Raw genomic sequence first — 21,299 nt, forward strand, 5'->3', positions numbered from 1 at the left:
AGCTGATAGAAACAGAAGCCACTGGAGCACCTCAAAAACACCATCATACACTAAATCAGTAAGTTGGCAGCATCACCCTCGGAGCGATCTGGATAAAAACAACTTCAGCACCCGCGCCGCGTTGCTCTATTTATTCGATAACGGCTTTGCGCCGTACGTGAGTTATTCCACTGCCTTTACGCCAACCAGCTTTGCCGATGAGAACGGCAATCTGCTGGATCCGATGAAAGGCAAGCAGTGGGAAGCCGGGCTGAAATATGAGCCGGAAGGACTCAACAGCCAGTTCAGCGCATCGGTATTCCGTATCAATCAGACGAATATCGCCACCAAAGAAGAGCCGACCGATCCGTACCGCTCGATTGGGGAAATTGAATCTGAAGGGGTGGAGCTGGAGGCAATTAGCCAACTGACGGATAGCTTCCGTTTGCAGGCGGCGTATACCTATACCGACATTCGCTATAAGAAAAGCAGCCCTGAAGAGCAGGGCAAGCGCGCAGTGTACGCCCCGCGTAACCAGGCCAGTACCTGGCTGAGCTACGATGTGAAAAGCGGTCCGCTGGACGGTCTGACGTTGGGTTCAGGCGTGCGCTACGTTAACGGTATTACCAGCGATCGCCTGAATACTCACACCCTGCCGTCCTACACGCTGGTGGATATGGTGATTGGTTACGACTTAACGAATATCGGCATTAAAGGGTTGAGCGCGCAGTTGAACGTTAACAACCTGACCGACAAGCGCTACGTTGCGGCCTGTAACTCGCTCTCATACTGCTACTTCGGCGCCGAGCGCAGTATTGTCGGCAGCGTTTCGTGGAAATTCTGATGTTTTAGCCGGATGCGGCGCTGGCGCCTTATCCGGCCTACGGCAGCATGTAAATCGTAGGCCTGATAAGCGCAGCGCATCAGGCATAGTGGATTGCGGTTATTGTGTAAAACCGTTCTGCAGACAAATCTGCGCGCTGGCGCCTTATCCGGCCTACGGCAGCGTGTAAATCGTAGGCCTGATAAGCGCAGCGCATCAGGCATAGTGGATTGCGGTTATTGTGTAAAACCGTTTTGCAGACAAATCTGCGTGCTGGCACCTTATCCGGCCTACGGCAGCGTGTAAATCGTAGGCCTGATAAGCGCAGCGCATCAGGCGTTGTGATTGCTGCTATTGTGTAAAACCGTTTTGCATACAAATTTGCGCGCTGGTTCTCAGAGTAAAGGCAACTTTGCCTGGGTACTGGCTGTAATAGTTATGCTCTTCTTCCAGCCCTTTTGCCTGCGCCAGACGTACCGTTTCCAGCGAGCAGGTACGGTAGATCAGGTCTTTATTCATATTGGTCTGCTTTTCGCGCTGTTTATCTGCGGACAGCGCCAGCCAGCTTTCGGACAGTGAGTAATCATAGACTACCCGATTTCCTTTCGCCTGCACGTTCTCAATGGTAATGAATTCGTCGATTTTCAGTCTTGGCTGCCCACGCATTTTTTTCTTATCTTCTGCGGCGGCATATTGGGCCAGCGCATGAATATCCATACTGGCTATTTTCTGTTTATAAGCATCTACATAAGCGGTAGGTTGCTGATAATGCTGAGCGTAAGCGTTTCTTAATTCCCCGTCGCTCATCGTACAACCCGCCAGAAACAGAGGTAATAGCAGTGCCAGTTTTATTTTAGTCATGATGTTATCCCGTTCATTATTTTGATCCCAGTCGCCCATAACAAAATAGAAAAATTATTACAGATGATATTTAAGGTTGTATAAACGAGAGCGTGATGGCACAAGTTCAATTGTCTTAAAATGGCAAAATACGCGGGAAACCCTGCCAGAATTGGCAGGGTTTTGAACATACTGATAAAAAAATTAATGGCCGATCATCTTTGCCTTCGGGATCAGCTGGAAATACATATGATCGGGCACTGGCGTATCCCAGACATTGGCATAAACGGCATAACCAATAGTGGCAAACAGAATGCCCAGCACCAGTAGCGTCATGGCAACACCTGACAGCGTCCTCTGGCGCCATAATGATTTACCACCGTTGCCTTGTGCTCCAGGCGGAGTCTGCAGTGAAAAGCTCAGCGTTGAGGCTACCGGGCAGGATTCAACGCAGGTCATGCAGCCAGTGCATTCCACGGTACGCACCTGAATCAGTCTGTCGACCGGGATATTCGACGGGCAGTTTTTCGCGCATTTTCCGCAGTCGATACAGCTGTCAGCGTTACGGCGGATTTTAAACGGTGAGAGTAATGAGAACAGGCCGAGCAGCGCACCATAAGGGCACAGATAGCGGCACCAGGCATTGCGAATAAACAGGCTCAGGACGCTGATAACGATAACAAAGATGAGCGTAGCGGAGCCAATATGGCGAAAGAAATCGAGCATCTTCACGTCGATAATCATGCCATAGGCCGACATTAGAAAATACTGAATCCCCTGCGCAGGCATCGACAGGGCGATATACAAAAAGAAACTCAGCAACAAATACTTCAGACTGAGCAGCGGAATATCCAGCCAGCGCGGCAGCGTGAAGTTGCGACCAAATACTTTTTTTCCCAGATTGCCGAGCAGTTCGGACAGCGTGCCCACCGGGCATAACCACGAACAGAAGGCTTTTTTTAACAACAGACTAATCAGGATAAACGCAACTAACAGCAGCATGGAGGCGGCATGGATAGGCGGAAGAAAACCAGTCTCCAGCGTATAGCGGATATTCATCAAACCCGCGATTGGTAGCCATCCCTCAATACCACCTGGCCTTGGAATATAGACGCTGGTGCCGGCGGTTTCGAAATAGCGGACCCAGTAATAGAACGTTACGCCAATATAAATATTAATAGCCAGCAGGAGAAACTGGGTGGCTTTTCGCCAGCTGCTGGCGTTGCGCCAGTCATTCCACGGCAGTTTGCCTCCGATCGTGCCAGGACGGCGCTGCCAGCGCGTTCTTTTCTTCCCGTTCATGATTTTATACTATCCCTCATATTTCCCCTTCTGCATTCAGAAGGCGTCATCACCGGGATATGCTAGCGCTATTCAGATTTGGTGTATTTGATTTGCATCTTATTACGTGGCTGTTATTTTCATCATGCCAATATGCCTGAATAAAAATAACAGCTCGATATTTATCGCAAGTCAGATAAATACCCTGAACGGGGTATTTATTTCTCTGCAGGGCAATGGTTATTCCTGATAAACCTCAACGCGGTCGCGACCATTACTTTTTGCCTGATAAAGTGCGCGATCGGCTTTATCAACCAGCTGTTTGTAGTCGGGATGATAATCATATTCGGCAATACCGATACTGACGGTAATAGAAAATGTTTCTGTCGCAGAGGCTGCCATGCGCATCCCGGCAATTTTCATACGCAGCGTTTCCAGAATAATACTGGCCTGCGATTCATCTGACTCGACGAGCAAGATCATAAATTCTTCACCACCGTAGCGGAACACGTAATCGCTGCTACGGATATGATCATAAATGGCCGCTGCGACATTTTTGAGCGTCAGATCACCGGTATTATGCCCGAAGTTATCGTTAATTTGCTTGAAGTAGTCGATATCCAGCATCGCCAGGCTAAAAGGCTTACGCGCATGTAACGCCAGCGAGATTTCGCGTCGCATGATGGTCGGAATAAAGCGGCGATTAAGCAACTGGGTCAGCGAATCTTTACCATTTTCCTGCTTAACCAGCGCCTCAAACATCGAAGCGAGCAGGAAATGGATTTTTGCCGACAGCTGGCGAACATCCTGTAATAAGCTCATCCGCTCGGGTTCTGTCGGCTGATGCTGAGGTGACAGGGTGGTCGTCAGACGGGTGTCGATCTCTGCAATTAGCGATTCCATTTCTTTGAGCAAATTGCTGTTGCCAAGAATATGTTTTCCCTTATGTGAGAACCACATACCAAAATCAGAGTTCGCCAGAAACACCATTTCACCGAAAGGCATTCCGGTGGCAATGTTATAGATAAACTGGTTTTCCCAGTCGGTAAATGAGCGAATTTGCCGTTCGCGCTCGACGTTAACGTCATCGTAAATGGTCTGCAGGCGATACTGCTCCTGAGTATGCAGCGAGTTTTGATGGCTTGGGGAATAGGAGACTGTCATGGCCTCCAGTGCGGTATCCATTGCCAGACTGCTGAAACAGATAGCATCGCTCAGCAGAGAGGACGAATAGTCCGCTTTGGTTTTCAACACCCGATACAGCTCATCTTTGAGCTTACGCGCGCCGCGGTTCACCAGATCGATGGGCAGACCGATGCGGGCATGCACCACGCCAATTTTGCGTTGTTTGGCCAGCAGTTGCGAGAGATCTTCATGCGCGCTGCCAAGGACGCTGCGCAGCCAGTCAAACATGCTGCCGCTGAGGCGGGTACTGACCTGTTCTGTATTGAGGAATAATGCGCTCTGGGCGTGGGAGAGCATATAGTCATAAAAAACGGTCACTAAATGGCGGATCTCTTCATCGCTTAACGATGTGAGGAGCGTGTGAACGTCAGGCGATGTTTGTCGTATCAGCGCCTGCCATTCCGTAAGGAGTAATGTGTCGTTTACCGGTTCAACCTGTTCCATCTCACTGCCACTCAACCTGCGATTAAAAATTCAGGCGGTATTACGGACAATTACCTCACGATGGTCAAGTTAAACTCTCTTATCGATGGCTAATACCTTCATAAATAAGTCTTAGCGCGAAGACACCTATTATTGCGCCAATTACCCGGCTGGCAACCCGTTGGATGCGACCATACGCCCGTCGCACGGCAGGCAAAGAAAATGCCTGGCTGAGAAAAATACGCCAGATAACGGAAGACAACACAATGCCTGCCCAGGCCATCAGTCTGGCCCACGTAGGTGTGTCTGCGCTTAAGGTGACCGAGAAGATACTAATAAAAAACAGTACAGTTTGTGGGTTCGATAAATCTGTTAGTAATCCACGGCGGAAAAATACATACCAGGGGGCGGAAAGCGGCTGCTGTAGCGTGGGCATTTGCGGCGTGGCCTGATGGCGGATGCTGTTCCAGGCAAACCACAGCAGATAGGCGCCGCCGACAATCTTAATCAATGAAAATATCTCTTCACACTGGGTGATTAGCGTTGCCATACCAAAGAGCCCAAGGCCGGAGTAAAACGCATCACCTAAGGCAACACCCAGACCGGTCATCACACCTGCGCGTCGTCCGGATGCCAGGCTAGTTTGTACCACCACGAACAGATTTGCGCCGGGGTTAAAAAAGGTTAAAACAAACAGGCTGACGGTGAGTACAACGGCGTGCAAAGGTTCCATAGACAACGTTTCCATTAGTAAACATGGGAAAGACAGCTAACACTATAATTTTAGTGCGCACGTCATTCTGCGTATTCACTCACACTGCGCGTTGAAAACGCAGCGCCGCTGCGTTTTGCGTATTTAACGATTAGCAAAATATCTTTATATTTCCGCCTGCTCTGGATCTTTTTATCAGCCTGAACTACTTATTAATCATCCTTGACTCGCGTGTCGAATGTTCAGGGGGCGATGATGGCATATATAACAAAACCTGGAGCTTTTATATGAAAACTGGATATAAAGTACTTATTGGTGCGTTAGCTTTAGTTTTTTCCAACGCCTATGCTGCGGAATTTATGACAAAACTTGAGTTTGAAAAGGTTGAGTCGCAGTACACAAAAATCGGTGATATTTCAACGAGTAATGAAGTTTCTGTTGCAGATGCTAAAGAAGAGCTGCTGAAGAAAGCTGAAGAGAAAGGCGCTGATGTGGTGGTATTAACCTCCGGCCAAACGGATAACAAAATCCATGGCACAGCTAATATTTACAAGAAAAAATAACACGCTGCTGTAAAAAATACGCCACCCGTCGGTCATTGCACCGGCGGGTTTTCTTTTAATCTGCGCCAGAACGTGGTTCTGCTAATTCCGAGATAGCGTGCAGCCGCGGTTTTATCACCATTGAATTGTGCCAACACCTGCTGCGGCGTCAGCAATGAAGATGCTTGCGGTGAGTCAGCAGCAATGGCCAGTTCCGGTAATAGCTGTTGTAAAAAATCCATATTCAGCTCCGGCTGCGGCTCGACGCTTAAAAATAGCGCCAGGCGCTCCATCATATTACGCAGTTCGCGGATATTCCCCGGCCAGCCATAATTCAGCAGCGTCGGCTGACTTAATCCCAGCCCCTTGCGTACTGGCTCAGAAAACGGCACGTCCAGTTCCGCCAGCGATTGTTTTAAAAAGCTTTCCGCCAGCGGCAGGATATCGGGCAACCGCTCGCGTAGTGGCGGTAGCTTGAGGCGTAAAATGCTCAGGCGATAAAACAGATCGGTACGAAATTCCCCCTGTTTCATCTCCTGCTCCAGATTACAATGTGTGGCGCTAATCACCCGGACATCGACAGGAATCGGCTGATGTCCACCGACCCGGGTAACCTCTTTTTCTTCCAGCACGCGCAGCAGTCGGGTTTGTAACGGCAGCGGCATCTCGCCTATCTCATCAAGAAACAGGGTTCCGCCGTGGGCGATTTCAAACAGGCCCGCGCGCCCCCCTCGGCGAGAGCCGGTAAAGGCGCCGTCCTCATAGCCGAACAGCTCCGCTTCCAGCAATGACTCGGTGATTGCCCCGCAGTTGACGGCAACAAACGGCGGCGAGGGTTTACCGCGTCGATTCTCCTGACGGGTGAAAAACTCACGGTGAATGGCCTGTGCGGCCAGCTCTTTACCCGTTCCTGTTTCGCCCTGAATGAGGACCGGCGCACGCGAGCGGGCGTAGAGCATAATCGTGTGCCGCACCTGTTCCATCTGCGCAGAGTGACCGCGCATATCACCCAGCGCGTAGCGGGTGCGCAACGTATCGCCAGAGGCGTACTGACCGTTTCTGCGCAGCGTCAGGCGAGTCATATCCAGCGCATCGACAAAGGCCTGGCGCACGGTGGCCGCCGAATAGATAAAGATGCCGGTCATACCTGCTTCTTCTGCCAGATCGGTAATCAATCCCGCACCAACCACTGCCTGCGTACCGCCGGCCTTCAGTTCGTTGATTTGCCCACGGGCATCTTCCTCGGTGATATAGCTGCGCTGTTCAAGCTGCAAATTGAAGGTTTTTTGAAACGCGAGAAGCGCAGGAATGGTTTCCTGATAGGTAATGACGCCAATCGACGAGGTGAGTTTTCCCGCTTTTGCCAGCGCCTGTAGCACGTCGAATCCGCTGGGTTTAATCAGGATCACCGGAATCGATAAACGGCTTTTCAGATATGCCCCGTTGGAGCCCGCCGCAATGATGGCATCGCAACGCTCGGTAGCCAGCTTCTTACGGATATAGGCCACCGCTTTTTCGAAACCAAGCTGAATGGGGGTGATGGTCGCCAGGTGGTCGAACTCCAGACTGATGTCGCGAAACAGTTCAAACAGGCGGGTGACCGAGACTGTCCAGATAACCGGTTTATCGTCGTTCACTCGCGGCGGTAGATGCGTATCTGCCATAACTAACCCCAAAAATTAAGGAACCGAGTGGTAGGGTTTAGTTGTGTTTCATAAATGTTGCAATGAAACGTGAAGGAACGTTTCATGAAACGATAGCTGACACGCTTTTGTGCAACAAAAATAGAAGTATTGGATTTAATATATTGTTTTAAAAGATAAAAAATTAAATTGAAGAGAAAATAAGCTCCCTGGCATACCCCTTGCTTTAGAAATATCAACGAACGATAACAAGTTGATAACAAGAGGACGGGATATGTCTCTACACTCCCCAGGGCTGGCGTTTCGCGCTGCGCTTACCAAAGAAAACCCATTACAAATCGTTGGCACCATCAATGCCAACCACGCTCTGCTGGCTCAACGCGCCGGGTATCAGGCGATTTATCTCTCCGGCGGTGGCGTCGCTGCGGGCTCGCTGGGGCTGCCGGATCTCGGTATTTCTACCCTTGATGATGTGCTGACTGATATTCGTCGCATTACGGATGTTTGCCCGCTGCCATTGCTGGTGGATGCGGATATTGGTTTTGGATCGTCTGCATTCAACGTGGCGCGTACCGTCAAGTCGATTTCCAAAGCGGGTGCTGCTGCGCTGCATATTGAAGATCAGATCGGCGCCAAGCGCTGCGGTCATCGCCCGAACAAGGCGATCGTCTCGAAAGAAGAGATGGTCGACAGGATCCGCGCAGCCGTTGATGCGCGCACCGATCCCAACTTTGTGATTATGGCGCGAACCGATGCACTGGCGGTGGAAGGGTTAGAGGCTGCCATCGATCGTGCCCAGGCGTATGTCGAAGCGGGCGCTGACATGCTGTTCCCGGAAGCCATTACCGAACTTGCGATGTACCGCCAGTTTGCCGATGCGGTACAGGTACCAATTCTCGCCAACATTACTGAATTTGGCGCCACACCGCTGTTTACCACCGATGAACTGCGCAGCGCGAACGTTGCGATGGCGCTATACCCGCTGTCAGCTTTCCGCGCCATGAACCGCGCGGCGGAGAAGGTTTACAACGTGCTGCGTCAGGAAGGTACGCAAAAGAACGTTATCGACATTATGCAGACGCGCAACGAGCTGTACGAAAGCATCAATTACTACCAGTTCGAAGAGAAACTCGACGCGTTGTACACAAAAAAGTAACCGTCGTAGGCCGGATAAGGCGTAGCCGCCATCCGGCAATAAATTAGTACCCTACATATTACAATAATGACGAGGACAACATGAGCGACACAACGATCCTGCAAAATAGTACCCATGTCATTAAACCCAAAAAATCGGTTGCGCTGTCAGGCGTCGCTGCCGGAAATACTGCCTTATGTACCGTGGGTAAAAGCGGTAACGATCTACACTATCGTGGCTACGATATTCTTGACCTGGCACAACAGTGCGAATTTGAAGAAGTTGCGCATCTGCTGATTCACGGGAAATTACCCACCCGCGATGAGCTCACCGCCTATAAAAGCAAACTGAAAGCGCTGCGCGGATTGCCCGCTAACGTGCGCACCGTACTGGAAGCGCTGCCTGCCGCCTCGCATCCGATGGACGTGATGCGCACTGGTGTTTCCGCGCTGGGTTGTACTCTGCCAGAAAAAGAAGGACATACCGTCTCCGGCGCACGCGATATTGCCGACAAACTGCTGGCATCGCTCAGTTCTATCCTCCTGTACTGGTATCACTACAGCCATAACGGCGAGCGCATTCAGCCGGAGACCGATGATGATTCTATTGGCGGTCACTTCTTGCATTTGCTGCATGGTGAAAAGCCATCACAAAGCTGGGAAAAGGCGATGCACATTTCGCTGGTGCTGTACGCCGAACACGAGTTTAACGCTTCTACCTTCACGGGGCGTGTGATTGCGGGAACTGGCTCTGATATGTACTCCGCGATTATCGGTGCGATTGGCGCACTGCGTGGGCCGAAACACGGCGGAGCGAATGAAGTATCGCTGGAGATCCAGCAACGCTATGAAACGCCGGATGAAGCCGAAGCGGATATCCGTAAACGCGTTGAAAATAAAGAAGTGGTGATTGGCTTTGGTCACCCGGTTTACACCATCGCCGACCCGCGCCACCAGGTGATCAAGAGCGTGGCGAAACAGCTTTCTCAGGAAGGCGGTTCGCTGAAAATGTACAACATCGCCGACCGTCTGGAAGAGGTGATGTGGGAAACGAAAAAGATGTTCCCCAACCTCGACTGGTTCTCGGCAGTCTCTTACAACATGATGGGCGTCCCCACTGAAATGTTCACACCGCTGTTCGTTATCGCCCGCGTCACTGGCTGGGCGGCGCACATCATCGAACAGCGCCAGGACAACAAAATTATCCGTCCTTCCGCCAACTATACCGGCCCGGAAGATCGCGTATTTGTCTCGATTGATCAGCGTTGCTAATGCAAAACCTCTAAAGATAAAAAACAGGAAATGTACCCTATGTCTGCACATATTTCGAACGTCCGCCCTGAATTTGACCGTGAAATCGTTGATATCGTTGATTATGTCATGAACTACGAGATCACCTCGAAGGTGGCGTATGACACCGCGCATTATTGCCTGCTTGATACCCTTGGCTGTGGCCTGGAAGCGCTGGAATATCCGGCCTGTAAAAAACTGCTGGGGCCGGTTGTACCGGGTACCGTCGTCCCGAACGGTGTGCGCGTACCAGGTACCCAGTTCCAGCTCGATCCGGTGCAGGCGGCGTTTAACATCGGTGCGATGATCCGCTGGCTGGACTTTAACGACACCTGGCTGGCCGCAGAATGGGGTCATCCTTCCGATAACCTCGGCGGTATTCTGGCGACAGCTGACTGGCTGTCGCGCAATGCGGTGGCGGTGGGTAAAGCGCCGTTAACCATGAAAAAAGTGTTAACCGGAATGATTAAAGCCCATGAAATTCAGGGCTGTATCGCGCTGGAAAACTCCTTCAACCGCGTCGGTCTGGATCACGTTCTGCTGGTAAAAGTCGCCTCCACGGCGGTGGTTGCCGAGATGCTCGGCCTGAACCGCGATGAAATTCTCAACGCCGTCTCGTTGGCGTGGGTCGACGGTCAGTCGCTGCGTACCTATCGTCATGCGCCGAATACCGGCACGCGTAAATCCTGGGCGGCTGGCGATGCCACCTCACGTGCTGTACGTCTGGCGCTGATGGCGAAAACCGGTGAAATGGGATACCCGTCCGCACTGACAGCAAAAACCTGGGGCTTCTATGATGTCTCTTTCAAAGGCGAATCTTTCCGCTTCCAGCGCCCGTACGGTTCGTACGTGATGGAAAACGTGTTGTTTAAAATTTCCTTCCCGGCAGAGTTCCACTCGCAGACCGCGGTAGAAGCGGCGATGACGCTGTACGAGCAGTTACAGGCCGCAGGTAAGACCGCTGCCGATATCGAAAAAGTGACCATTCGTACGCACGAAGCCTGTATCCGTATCATCGATAAAAAAGGCCCGTTGAATAACCCGGCGGATCGTGACCACTGCATCCAGTACATGGTGGCTATCCCGCTGCTGTTCGGGCGCTTAACGGCGGCAGATTACGAAGACGGCGTGGCGCAGGACAAACGCATTGATGCACTGCGTGAAAAGATTAACTGCTTCGAAGATCCGGCCTTTACTGCCGATTACCACGACCCTGAAAAACGCGCCATCGCGAATGCCATCACGCTTGAATTCACCGACGGCTCACGCTTTGAAGAAGTGGTAGTGGAATACCCAATCGGCCACGCGCGCCGTCGTAACGACGGTATGCCGAAGCTGGTCGAGAAGTTCAAAATTAACCTGGCGCGTCAGTTCCCGACCCGTCAGCAGCAGCGCATCCTGGATGTCTCCCTGGACAGAACTCGTCTGGAGCAGATGCCGGTCAATGAGTATCTGGATTTGTTCATTATCTAAAACCCGACTCATCAGGCGTAAGTTCAACAGGAGAGCATTATGTCTTATAGCGAGTTTTATCAACATTCTATTACACAGCCGGAGTCGTTCTGGGCCGAACAGGCCCAGCGTATTGACTGGCAGCAGCCGTATACGCAGGTGCTGGACCACAGTAATCCGCCGTTTGCCCGCTGGTTTTGCGGCGGCACGACCAATCTGTGCCACAACGCCATCGACCGCTGGCTGGAGAAACAGCCTGACGCGCTGGCGCTGATTGCTGTGTCATCAGAAACCGAAGAAGAACGCACGTTTACCTTTCGTCAGCTGTATGACGAAGTGAACGTCGCGGCGGCGATGTTGTTGTCGCTGGGCGTACAGCGTGGCGATCGGGTACTGGTTTATATGCCGATGATCGCCGAGGCGCACATTACGCTGCTGGCCTGCGCACGTATAGGGGCGATCCATTCGGTGGTGTTCGGTGGTTTCGCCTCGCACAGCGTAGCGGCGCGTATCGACGACGCCCGACCGGTGGTTATCGTGTCGGCGGATGCCGGGGCGCGCGGCGGCAAAATCCTGCCGTATAAAAAGCTGCTCGATGATGCGATCGATCAGGCCCAGCACCAGCCGCGTCATGTGGTATTGGTCGATCGCGGTCTGGCGAAAATGGTGCGGATAGAGGGGCGAGACCTCGACTTTGCCGCGCTGCGCCAACAGCATCTCGGCGCGCGGGTGCCGGTTGCCTGGCTGGAGTCGAACGAAACGTCCTGCATTCTCTACACCTCCGGGACAACCGGTAAACCGAAAGGCGTGCAGCGCGACGTTGGCGGCTACGCGGTCGCGCTGGCGACCTCGATGGACACAATTTTCGGCGGTAAAGCGGGCGGCGTGTTCTTCTGCGCATCGGATATCGGCTGGGTGGTTGGGCATTCGTATATCGTGTATGCCCCACTGCTGGCGGGGATGGCGACGGTGGTTTACGAAGGGTTGCCAACGTACCCAGACTGTGGCGTATGGTGGAAAATTGTTGAGAAGTATCAGGTCAGCCGGATGTTCTCTGCCCCAACCGCCATCCGCGTGCTGAAGAAATTCCCGACCGCGCAAATCCGCAATCACGATCTCTCCTCGCTGGAGGTGCTGTATCTGGCGGGGGAGCCGCTGGATGAACCGACCGCCAGTTGGGTAACGGAAACGCTGGGCGTCCCGGTTATCGACAACTACTGGCAGACTGAATCCGGTTGGCCGATTATGGCGATCGCTCGCGGGCTGGACGACCGCCCGTCGCGGCTGGGTAGCCCAGGTGTGCCGATGTACGGATATAACGTGCAGTTGCTCAATGAGGTGACCGGTGAGCCATGCGAAGCGAATGAAAAGGGCATGCTGGTGATTGAAGGGCCGCTGCCGCCGGGCTGTATTCAGACCATCTGGGGGGATGACGCGCGGTTTGTGAATACCTACTGGTCGCTGTTTTCTCGCCAGGTGTACGCCACCTTTGACTGGGGTATTCGCGATGCGGACGGCTATTACTTCATCCTTGGCCGTACGGATGATGTCATCAACGTGGCCGGGCATCGGTTGGGGACGCGTGAGATAGAGGAGAGTATTTCCAGCTATCCGAACGTTGCCGAAGTGGCTGTGGTCGGCGTGAAGGACGCGCTGAAGGGGCAGGTCGCGGTCGCGTTTGTCATTCCGAAACAGAGCGACAGCCTTGAAGATCGCGACATCGCACATTCGGAAGAGAAGGCGATTATGGCGCTGGTGGACAGTCAGATTGGTAATTTTGGCCGTCCGGCGCACGTCTGGTTTGTGTCGCAGTTGCCGAAAACGCGCTCTGGCAAAATGCTCAGACGGACGATCCAGGCGATCTGTGAAGGCCGCGATCCTGGCGATCTAACGACCATTGACGATCCCGCGTCGTTGCAGCAAATCCGTCAGGCGATTGAAGAGTAACATCGTGTGATGCCCGGCGGCGCAATGCTTACCGGGCCTTTTAGTATTGTAGGCCGGATAAACCACGTGAGTGGTGCATCCGGCATGACGACTTAAAGTAACGGATCCACTTTATAATTTTGGTAATAGTACTCTTTATCTCGTTCATTAATGGTTCTGAGAACTCGACAGGGAACCCCCACGGCCACGACATCTGCCGGAATGTCTTTTGTGACTATACTCCCCGCGCCGATAACGGAATTATCGCCAATCGTTATGCCGGGATTGATCACTACGTTACTGCCAATCCATACGTTATTGCCGATGGTGACCGGAAAGGAAAACATCTCTCCGGATTTCCTTAATTCATGGTGCACAGGGTGACCCGTTACCGTGATCGTGACGTTTGGTGCAATTAAAACGTTATCGCCGATGGTGACCGTGTAATCATCCACAATGGTAAAGTTAAAATTGGCGTAAAAGTTTTTGCCAATGTGAATATTGCTGCCGTAAGAGAAATAAATGGGGGGCTCAATCCACGCATTTTCTCCTACGGAGGCAAATATTTCGCGAATCAGTTTTTCCCTCTTTTTAATCTCAGATGGACGCGTGTGGTTAAACTCATACATTAACTCCTTTCCGCGCAGTCTCTCTTCCGGCAGCCCCTCGCACATATCAGTAAACAGCTTGCCTGCTTTCATTCTGTCTCTCATAGACATGCTCATCGAAGATATTCCTTCTTGTTATTTGTCTTCAGACTTGTTTACCTGCCGGGGTGAAAACGCGGGAAAACGGCCCCGGCCCGCTAAGGGTAAATACGGAAATCAGCGTGAAGCTCAGCGCAATAATCCCCAGCACCAGATAAGCTCCCTGGAAACCAATGCTCTCATACATTTTTCCGGCCAGAACTGACATGAAAATCATGGCTAACTGTTTGAAGAAGCAGAAACACACCAGGTAAATTGTGGCCGAGAAACGCACTTCAAACTGACTGGTGATGTATTTGAAGCAACCGACAATCAGGAACGGTATCTCGAACATATGCAGCGTTTTGAGGATCACGACCTCCAGCGCAGTGGTGGCGAATGATGAACCAATGATCCGCACCGACATGATCGTACCAGCCAGCAGCAGGGCGTTCTTTCCGCCGATGCGGTTCACAATCAGCGGCGCAAAGAACATGATCGAGGCGTTGAGCAATTCCCCCATCGTTGTGACGTAGCCAAACACGCGGGTACCCTGTTCGCCGGTGGCAAAGAACGAGGTAAAGAAGTTGGCGAACTGCTGGTCAAATACGTCATAAGTGCAGGAAACGCCGACCACGTACAGGGAGAGGAACCAGAGTTTCGGTTGTTTGAATAACTCCAGCGCCAGCTTCAGGCTGAATGCCGAGTTGTTGGCGCCTACCGCATCCGCGACTTTTGCTGAAGAGGGGGCATCTGTTTTTGAAAAGAGCAGCAGCAATGCCAGAATGACCGCACAGCCAGAACCTAACCAGAAGACAAACTGGTTATTGATGGTGAACATAATTCCGGCAATCGAGGCGCACAGCGCCCAGCCCACGCAGCCAAACATGCGCGCGCGACCAAATTCAAAGTTGCTTCGGCGGCTGGCCTTTTCAATATAGGCTTCAATCGCCGGAGCGCCGGCATTGTAAATAAAGCCAAGGTAAATCCCGCCGACAATTGAACCCAGTAAAATATTAACCTGCAATAATGGGCCAAATACGTAAATAAAAAACGGGGCAAACATTACCAGCATGCCGGTAATTACCCACAGCAGATGTTTACGCAGACCAAGCTTATCGGACAGTAGTCCGAAAATTGGCTGGAATAACAAAGAAAACAGTGAGATACAGGCGAAGATGATGCCGATGTCGCCTTTACTGATATGGTTTACATCGTGTAACCAGATAGGGAAGAAGGGGAAATAGGCACCCATAATGAAAAAGTAAAAGAAGAAGAAAAAGCCGAACATCCAAAAGTTAGTGTTTTTTAAATAATACATAACAGACTTCCTATAAATGCGGGCAGGTATCAACCTGCCCTGCTTATATTATTATTTTTGGCCCCAGACGAACTGGAAGTGGTAGCGTCCTGCGCTTAGCTGGAATTCCGGCGACACTGAAGGACTCCACGAATCATCGCCGCCGACGCCCATATGGAAGCCATCAATATTGAGCCAGGTGCCCGCCTCAGGTTGCAGCAGATGGCGGTGGCTGGTTTCCATCAGTTGCTGCTGGCTAAAGCGGCTGATGTTGAACAGGAAGTCTCCGCGCCACTGGTGCGCGCCGTAGTACAGTTCGCGCGTGCCGCAGCGCAGACCGTTTTCGCTCGGGAAAACATACGGGGTGTACATCTCATCAAGCGACAGATCCCAGCGATCGAAACAGGCGGCGCCCAGACGGTCCGGGTAGTTCTCATGCGGGCCGAGACCTAACCAGTTCACTCGCTCCGCAACCTGCGCCAGCTGGCAGCTCAGGCCGATGCGGGCCGGATGCGGCGTACCGCTGGCAACGTCAACATCCACCGTTATCTGCATTTCACCATTGCCGTCAATATGATAGCTTTTTCGGCTGACGAACAGCGTTTCGCCCTGATACTGCCACGCATGTTCGGTGGTGATCAGTACCGCACTGCTCAGCGTATCGGCAGCACAGTACAGTAACGTTGCTTCAGCCTGATAGTGACCGGCGGCCTTCCAGCGTTCAACCCAGGCGTTAGGGTCGATGCGGGTTGACTCGCTCACGCCGATGTCGTTGTCCAGCGGCGCGCGGGTGAACTGGTCAGTAAGCGGGCTTACCAACTGGGCTTCATCGCTAATCCAGTATTGTGTTAGCAGACCGGACTGACGATCGAATTGCCAGCGTGTGTTGTTGGCCGCCACGGTAAAATTGCTCTCACTAACATCCAGCTGTGGTGCGCTGCTGACGGGTGATAGACGTACCAGGCTGAGCTTCTCTTCCAACTTCCACTGTTGCCAGGCGCTGATATGCCCGGCTTCTGACCATGCGGTCGCCTGAGGCTGCTCTACGCGTACCGTCAACCACAGCTGGCCTGCGGTGTCCGGCATCGGAACGTTCGGCAGGGTAATCACCTGGCGGCCCTGTGGAGCGATATCCAGAACGATTTCTCCGGCGGCCAGCGGGTTGCCGTCAAGGGCAATCGACCAGTGCAGAACTTCGTTATCGCTGCGGCGGAACAGATATTCGCTGGTCACTTCAATCTGGCGTTCAGCGCCCGGCAGTAACGTGAACTGGAAAAACTGCTGTTCATGTTTGGCCTCATATAACGCCGGATGCGGAGTGCGATCGGCGAACACCAGCCCGTTCATGCAAAACTGACGATCGTTAGGCGTGTCGCCAAAATCGCCACCGTAGGCTGACCATGCTTTGCCGTTCTCATCATATTTGGTCAGCGACTGATCCACCCAGTCCCAGACAAATCCGCCCTGCAGGCGCGGATACTGACGGAACGCTTGCCAGTATTTGGCGAAGCCGCCAAAACTGTTGCCCATGGCGTGGGCGTATTCACAAAGGATCAGCGGACGCTGCTCGCCGGGCATCGACAGCCACTTTTTAATCGACCATTTGGGGACTGCGGGGAAGGGCTGATCCTGATCTACGCGGGCGTACATCGGGCAAATAATGTCGGTCGCCGCGGTATTTGCGCCGCCGCCTTCATATTGTACCGGGCGTGACGGGTCTTCTGATTTTATCCAGCGGTAGAGCGCGTCGTGATTGACACCATGGCCGGATTCATTGCCCAGTGACCAGATAATAATGCTCGGATGGTTGCGATCGCGCTGCACCATGCGCGTGACGCGCTGGCTCATGGCAGGCAACCATGCAGGGTCGTCGGTGAGGCGATTCATCGGCACCATGCCGTGGGTTTCAATGTTGGCTTCGTCGACCACATACAGACCGTAGCGATCGCACAGGGTGTACCACAACGGATGGTTCGGGTAATGTGAGCAGCGCACGGCGTTAAAGTTATTCTGCTTCATCAGCAGAATATCCTGCACCATCGTCGCCTCGTCCATCACCTGGCCGTTGACCGGATGGTGCTCATGGCGGTTGGTACCGCGAATCAACAGCGGCTTGCCGTTTAACAGCAACAGGCCGTTTTCGATACAAACCTGACGAAAACCAACGTCACAGGCTTCCGCTTCAATCAGCACTCCGCCCGCGGTGTGTAACTGCACAACGGCGCGGTACAGATTGGGTGTTTCGGCACTCCACAGCGCCGGTTTTTCGACGTTCAGACGCAGAGTCACCCGGTCATGATAAGCGCCGCGTTCATCAATGATCTCGCTGCCGAGCGGTGAGGTCGTTTCGTGGCTGAGCGTTTCACCTTCCCACAATTGCAGGGTGACGCGTAAATCTTCGCTCTCGTTGCCACCCACTCTGACTTCCGCTTCCAGCGTGGCGCGGCTGAAGTCGTCATTAAAACGGGTATTAATGCGCAGGTCACGGATTTGCGTAGTGGGCTTATGCAGCAGGGAGACATCGCGAAAAATACCGCTCATGCGCCACATGTCCTGGTCTTCCAGATAGCTGCCGTCGCTCCAGCGCAGCACCATCACAGCCAGACGGTTTTCGCCGCGCAGCAGATAATCGCTAAGATCAAACTCAGACGGCAGACGGCTGTCCTGACCGTAACCGACCCAGCGACCGTTGCACCACAGATGAAACGCGGAATTGACCCCGTCAAAAATAATGCGCGTCTGACCTTCCTCTAACCACGCGTCTTCGATATTAAATGTGAGCGAGTAACATCCTGTGGGGTTCTGTGCCGGAACGTACGGAGGATTCACCGGGATTGGGTAGGTGACGTTGGTATAAATTGGCGCATCGTAACCGTCCATCTGCCAGTTAGAAGGGACGTTGATGATGTCTGCCTGTGGCAGATCGCTTGTCAGCCAGCTTTCCGGTACAGCCTCCGGTGCGGCAAACCAGGCAAATTGCCACTTGCCATTCAGCGAGCGTAACTGACTCGAATGCTGATTGGTACGTGCATCATCCGCTGAGCGCCAGCTACAAAAAGGCGGGTGCGCCTCCAGGCGGTTGAGCTGCGTGACGCCGGGATTTTCCCAGTCACGGCGGGCCAGAACAGCGGAGAGTGAATCTGTGTTCAGGTTCATAACGGTATCCTGTTTGAATTTGTTACTCGCTCACAATTTCAATCAAAATACGAACAAGCGCTCCTTTCTGTAAAGGATGGAGCGTTCAATAAGTGAACTGACTCACACAATTGTTATGCGTTCACAATTTGGGTGTGAGCTGAGAAACTTGCCGTGCCAACTGGATCAGGGAATCAGCCAGCGCCTGGGGAGTGGTGGTTTGCGTATCGGGAGGCAGAACCGTTTTGCGCTTGACCAGGGTGACGGGCAGCAGTTGGTTACCCACGGTTGATTCGCCACGTGGGAGTTGCAGCAGCCTGTCGACGCTGGTTTCACCCAGTAACGGAAAATCCTGCCTGATGGTGGTCAGCGGTGGGATGTAACAGGCGCTGTCTTCGGTGTCATCGTAGCCAATTACCGATATATCCACGGCGACCCGCAGACCGAACTCGCTGATTGCCCGCATCGCGCCCAGCGCCATTTGATCGTTAGCGACCAGCATGGCGGTAGGGAGGTTACCGTTATTCAGCATGTGCATCGTTTGCTGAAAACCAGACATCGCGCTCCAGTCGCCTTCCAGCTCCGCTACGGGTTGTAGCTGGTAATGTGCCAGATACTTGTGCCAGCCCGCATGCCGAAGCCTTGCCGAAACGGAGGTGTGCGGCCCGCTCAGCAGGGCGATCCGTTGATGTCCGTGCTGCACCAGATGTTCAACGCCAAGACGCGCGCCGTCGTCATGAGAGAAAATCACGCTGTTAATTGGCGTCAGGTCAGAGACATCGAGAAACAGCACCGGCACCGTACCGCAGGCAGCGGCCACGGCAATGGCATCTTCTTCATCCAGCGGATAGTTGATGATAAGCCCGGTTACGCGTTGAGAAAGCAGATTGTGGACCGCGGCTTTACAGGACTCAACGCCGCTGCGCTCGACCATGGCGATCACCACGCTGGCACCGGACTGGTCGGCGCGGGATTTTATGGCAGCAACGATTTGTGAGGGGGCATGCAGGGCAAGGTTTGCTGTCACAACGCCAATCAGTGGCGTCTGTTTGCCAGCCAACTGCTGTGCAACGCGGTTAGGAATGTAATTGAGTTCCGCCATCGCGGCCTCAACTTTCTGTCGGGTTTTTGCGGAAACGTGGCTGGCCTGGTTCACGACGCGAGAGACGGTCTGGTAAGAGACGCCTGCATGGTCTGCCACATCGTATAGCGTTACCGGTTTCACGTTTATCACCCCTGTAATGACGTTATCTGTGCGCTATGATGCCACAGCGGGACGGTTTTGGGGTATTTGCGCATGGGTTCTGCGAGGCGCATTCCAGGGTTTGAGGATAGCGTGCTGAAGGATTTATCGCCGTTATACCTAACAGAAGAAAAAAGTGAGGACATTGTGAGCGATTCTGCGGCAAAAAATATTCTGTCCATCTACCGACGCCATGCGGATGCTTTTGCCAGCCAGCGCTCGCGCACCTTGTTCGAGAAACGCTGGCTCGATAAATTTATTTCCGTGATGGGCGGGCAGGGCAGCATTGTGGATATTGGCTGCGGCAACGGCCAGCCGATCGCCGGTTATTTTATCCAGCAGGGTTTTCAGCTTACCGGCGTTGATGGTTCCCCGGCGATGCTGGCGCGGGCCCGAAACACTTTTCCCGCACAGCGCTGGCTGGAACAGGATATGCGCGAGCTGGCACTCAATGAGACTTTCGATGGTCTGATCGCCTGGGACAGCTTTTTCCATTTAACTCAGCAGGACCAGCAAAAGATGTTCCCGATTTTTGACCGCCTCAGCCATCCCGGCAGCGCGCTGATGTTCACCAGCGGTACGGACAACGGTATCGCGATGGGGCAATTTGAAGGTGAGCCGCTGTTTCACGCCAGCCTCGCCCCGGATGAATACCGGGCACTGCTGTCAGCACACGGTTTTGCGGTGGTCGAGATGGTGATGGAAGATCCGCACTGCGCCGGGCACACCATCTGGCTGGCGCAAAAAAGAAGCTAATCACCGCGAAAGGTTTTACGCCATTCAGCCGGGCTAACGCCAAAGTGGGATTTAAAATGCTGGCGCCAGGTGACGGGCGACTGAAAACCAACCTGTTCGGCGATGCGTTCAACGGGTAACTGGCTGGACTCCAGCAACGTCTGGCTACGGCGCAGGCGCTCGGCAATCAACCATTCGGCCACGCTTGACCCTGTGGCCTTCATAAAATGACGGGTGAGGGTGCGACGACTCATCATCACCCGTTGCGCCAGCTCGTCGAGATTATGCGGTTCATGGAGATGCTGGCGCAAATAGTCGAGCAGGACGTTGATGCGCTGATCTTTGGTATTTTTCGCCACCGGTTGCTCGATAAACTGTGCCTGGCCGCCCTCGCGATGTGGCGGCACAATCATCCGTCGGGCAATCTGATTCGCCACCGTGCTGCCAAAACGCTGGCGGATGACGTACAGGCAGCAATCCAGCGCGGCGGCGGTGCCTGCCGAGGTAATAATACCGTCGTCATCCACATACAGCGCGTTGATATCCAGATGAGCGGCCGGAAAGCAGGCCTGAAAATCCTGCTCGAACTCCCAGTGCGTAGCCGCCCGTTTGCCATCCAGCAGACCGGCGTAGCCGAGGACAAACGCACCCAGGCATAATCCAACAATCTGCGCGCCGTTTTGTCGCGCACGATTGAGCGCATCAAGCAGGCTTTGTGGTGGCCGATGTGCTGTGGTGCCCCACCAGGGGATCACCACAATATCGGCGGCCTCCACCGCTTCATAGCCGTAGGCTGCGTTGATGGAGAAGCCATCCTGCGAGGAAACGATGCCCGGCTGTTCGGCGCACAGTTGCACCTCAAAACGCTTTTTCGCCGCCACTTTGTCACTGAAAATAATGCACGGCACCGAGAAGTGGAACGGGCTGAAATCTTCCACGGCAACAATGGCGACGTTAAGCGGTTGCATAC

The 21,299-nt window shown here is 53.2% G+C and carries 17 protein-coding genes; 7 read left to right on the top strand and 10 right to left on the bottom strand.

Annotated features, from left to right (window positions below; genetic code table 11):
- The coding region (locus OGX92_RS02205; RefSeq protein ID WP_502872866.1) for a TonB-dependent siderophore receptor at window positions 1–823 on the top strand (823 nt) is incomplete at its 5' end.
- Between the two features lie 330 nt (window positions 824–1,153).
- On the opposite strand, the gene OGX92_RS02210 is transcribed toward OGX92_RS02205, so the two are convergent.
- The 4 genes from OGX92_RS02210 to OGX92_RS02225 all read right to left on the bottom strand — a co-directional run bounded on the left by OGX92_RS02210 (window position 1,154) and on the right by OGX92_RS02225 (window position 5,264).
- Complete coding sequence (locus tag OGX92_RS02210; protein ID WP_223240750.1) at window positions 1,154–1,663, bottom strand: hypothetical protein; 510 nt, start codon at window positions 1,661–1,663, stop codon at window positions 1,154–1,156.
- A 183-nt stretch (window positions 1,664–1,846) separates the two neighbouring features.
- The gene (locus tag OGX92_RS02215; RefSeq protein ID WP_126319126.1) at window positions 1,847–2,944 is read right to left on the bottom strand and encodes a 4Fe-4S binding protein; all 1,098 of its coding nucleotides are present in this window, start codon (window positions 2,942–2,944) and stop codon (window positions 1,847–1,849) included.
- A 219-nt stretch (window positions 2,945–3,163) separates the two neighbouring features.
- Window positions 3,164–4,552 (bottom strand): diguanylate cyclase, encoded by a 1,389-nt coding sequence (locus OGX92_RS02220; RefSeq protein ID WP_218667608.1) that lies wholly within the window; start codon window positions 4,550–4,552, stop codon window positions 3,164–3,166.
- 79 nt (window positions 4,553–4,631) lie between these two features.
- A complete protein-coding gene (locus tag OGX92_RS02225) occupies window positions 4,632–5,264 on the bottom strand; it encodes a LysE family transporter (RefSeq protein ID WP_003830900.1) in 633 nt (210 codons plus the stop codon).
- Between the two features lie 266 nt (window positions 5,265–5,530).
- Here OGX92_RS02225 and yahO point away from each other — a divergent pair, with 266 nt between their 5' ends.
- Window positions 5,531–5,806, top strand: a complete 276-nt coding sequence (gene yahO / locus OGX92_RS02230) for a DUF1471 family periplasmic protein YahO (RefSeq protein ID WP_003830901.1) — start codon at window positions 5,531–5,533, stop codon at window positions 5,804–5,806.
- 32 nt (window positions 5,807–5,838) lie between these two features.
- Here yahO and prpR read toward each other — a convergent pair whose 3' ends face one another.
- The gene (gene prpR, locus OGX92_RS02235) at window positions 5,839–7,449 is read right to left on the bottom strand and encodes a propionate catabolism operon regulatory protein PrpR (RefSeq protein ID WP_126319122.1); all 1,611 of its coding nucleotides are present in this window, start codon (window positions 7,447–7,449) and stop codon (window positions 5,839–5,841) included.
- Between the two features lie 253 nt (window positions 7,450–7,702).
- Here prpR and prpB point away from each other — a divergent pair, with 253 nt between their 5' ends.
- The 4 genes from prpB to prpE all read left to right on the top strand — a co-directional run bounded on the left by prpB (window position 7,703) and on the right by prpE (window position 13,251).
- Window positions 7,703–8,584, top strand: coding sequence for a methylisocitrate lyase (prpB, locus tag OGX92_RS02240; RefSeq protein ID WP_003830903.1), 882 nt, complete (start codon window positions 7,703–7,705; stop codon window positions 8,582–8,584).
- An 80-nt stretch (window positions 8,585–8,664) separates the two neighbouring features.
- Entirely contained in the window at window positions 8,665–9,834 is a 1,170-nt protein-coding gene (prpC, locus tag OGX92_RS02245) for a bifunctional 2-methylcitrate synthase/citrate synthase (protein WP_060682693.1), read from the top strand.
- Between the two features lie 39 nt (window positions 9,835–9,873).
- A complete protein-coding gene (locus OGX92_RS02250; RefSeq protein WP_003830905.1) occupies window positions 9,874–11,325 on the top strand; it encodes a bifunctional 2-methylcitrate dehydratase/aconitate hydratase in 1,452 nt (483 codons plus the stop codon).
- Window positions 11,326–11,364: 39 nt separating this feature from the next.
- Complete coding sequence (gene prpE, locus OGX92_RS02255; RefSeq protein WP_267441109.1) at window positions 11,365–13,251, top strand: propionate--CoA ligase; 1,887 nt, start codon at window positions 11,365–11,367, stop codon at window positions 13,249–13,251.
- Window positions 13,252–13,343: 92 nt separating this feature from the next.
- On the opposite strand, the gene lacA is transcribed toward prpE, so the two are convergent.
- The 4 genes from lacA to OGX92_RS02275 all read right to left on the bottom strand — a co-directional run bounded on the left by lacA (window position 13,344) and on the right by OGX92_RS02275 (window position 19,585).
- Window positions 13,344–13,955, bottom strand: coding sequence for a galactoside O-acetyltransferase (gene lacA, locus OGX92_RS02260; RefSeq protein ID WP_003830907.1), 612 nt, complete (start codon window positions 13,953–13,955; stop codon window positions 13,344–13,346).
- 28 nt (window positions 13,956–13,983) lie between these two features.
- Entirely contained in the window at window positions 13,984–15,237 is a 1,254-nt protein-coding gene (locus tag OGX92_RS02265; protein ID WP_286586195.1) for an MFS transporter, read from the bottom strand.
- Window positions 15,238–15,288: 51 nt separating this feature from the next.
- The gene (locus OGX92_RS02270) at window positions 15,289–18,372 is read right to left on the bottom strand and encodes a beta-galactosidase (protein WP_286586197.1); all 3,084 of its coding nucleotides are present in this window, start codon (window positions 18,370–18,372) and stop codon (window positions 15,289–15,291) included.
- Window positions 18,373–18,493: 121 nt separating this feature from the next.
- Complete coding sequence (locus OGX92_RS02275) at window positions 18,494–19,585, bottom strand: LacI family DNA-binding transcriptional regulator (protein WP_122973924.1); 1,092 nt, start codon at window positions 19,583–19,585, stop codon at window positions 18,494–18,496.
- Between the two features lie 156 nt (window positions 19,586–19,741).
- Between OGX92_RS02275 and OGX92_RS02280 the strand changes: the two genes are divergently transcribed.
- Window positions 19,742–20,350, top strand: a complete 609-nt coding sequence (locus OGX92_RS02280) for a class I SAM-dependent DNA methyltransferase (protein ID WP_394810116.1) — start codon at window positions 19,742–19,744, stop codon at window positions 20,348–20,350.
- On the opposite strand, the gene OGX92_RS02285 is transcribed toward OGX92_RS02280, so the two are convergent.
- Entirely contained in the window at window positions 20,347–21,297 is a 951-nt protein-coding gene (locus OGX92_RS02285) for a GlxA family transcriptional regulator (protein ID WP_286586199.1), read from the bottom strand. The two genes, OGX92_RS02280 and OGX92_RS02285, sit on opposite strands and share 4 nt — an antisense overlap.
- Between the last annotated feature and the right edge of the window lie 2 nt (window positions 21,298–21,299).

This window comes from Citrobacter sp. Cpo089 (assembly GCF_030332695.1).
GTDB lineage: Bacteria > Pseudomonadota > Gammaproteobacteria > Enterobacterales > Enterobacteriaceae > Citrobacter > Citrobacter portucalensis.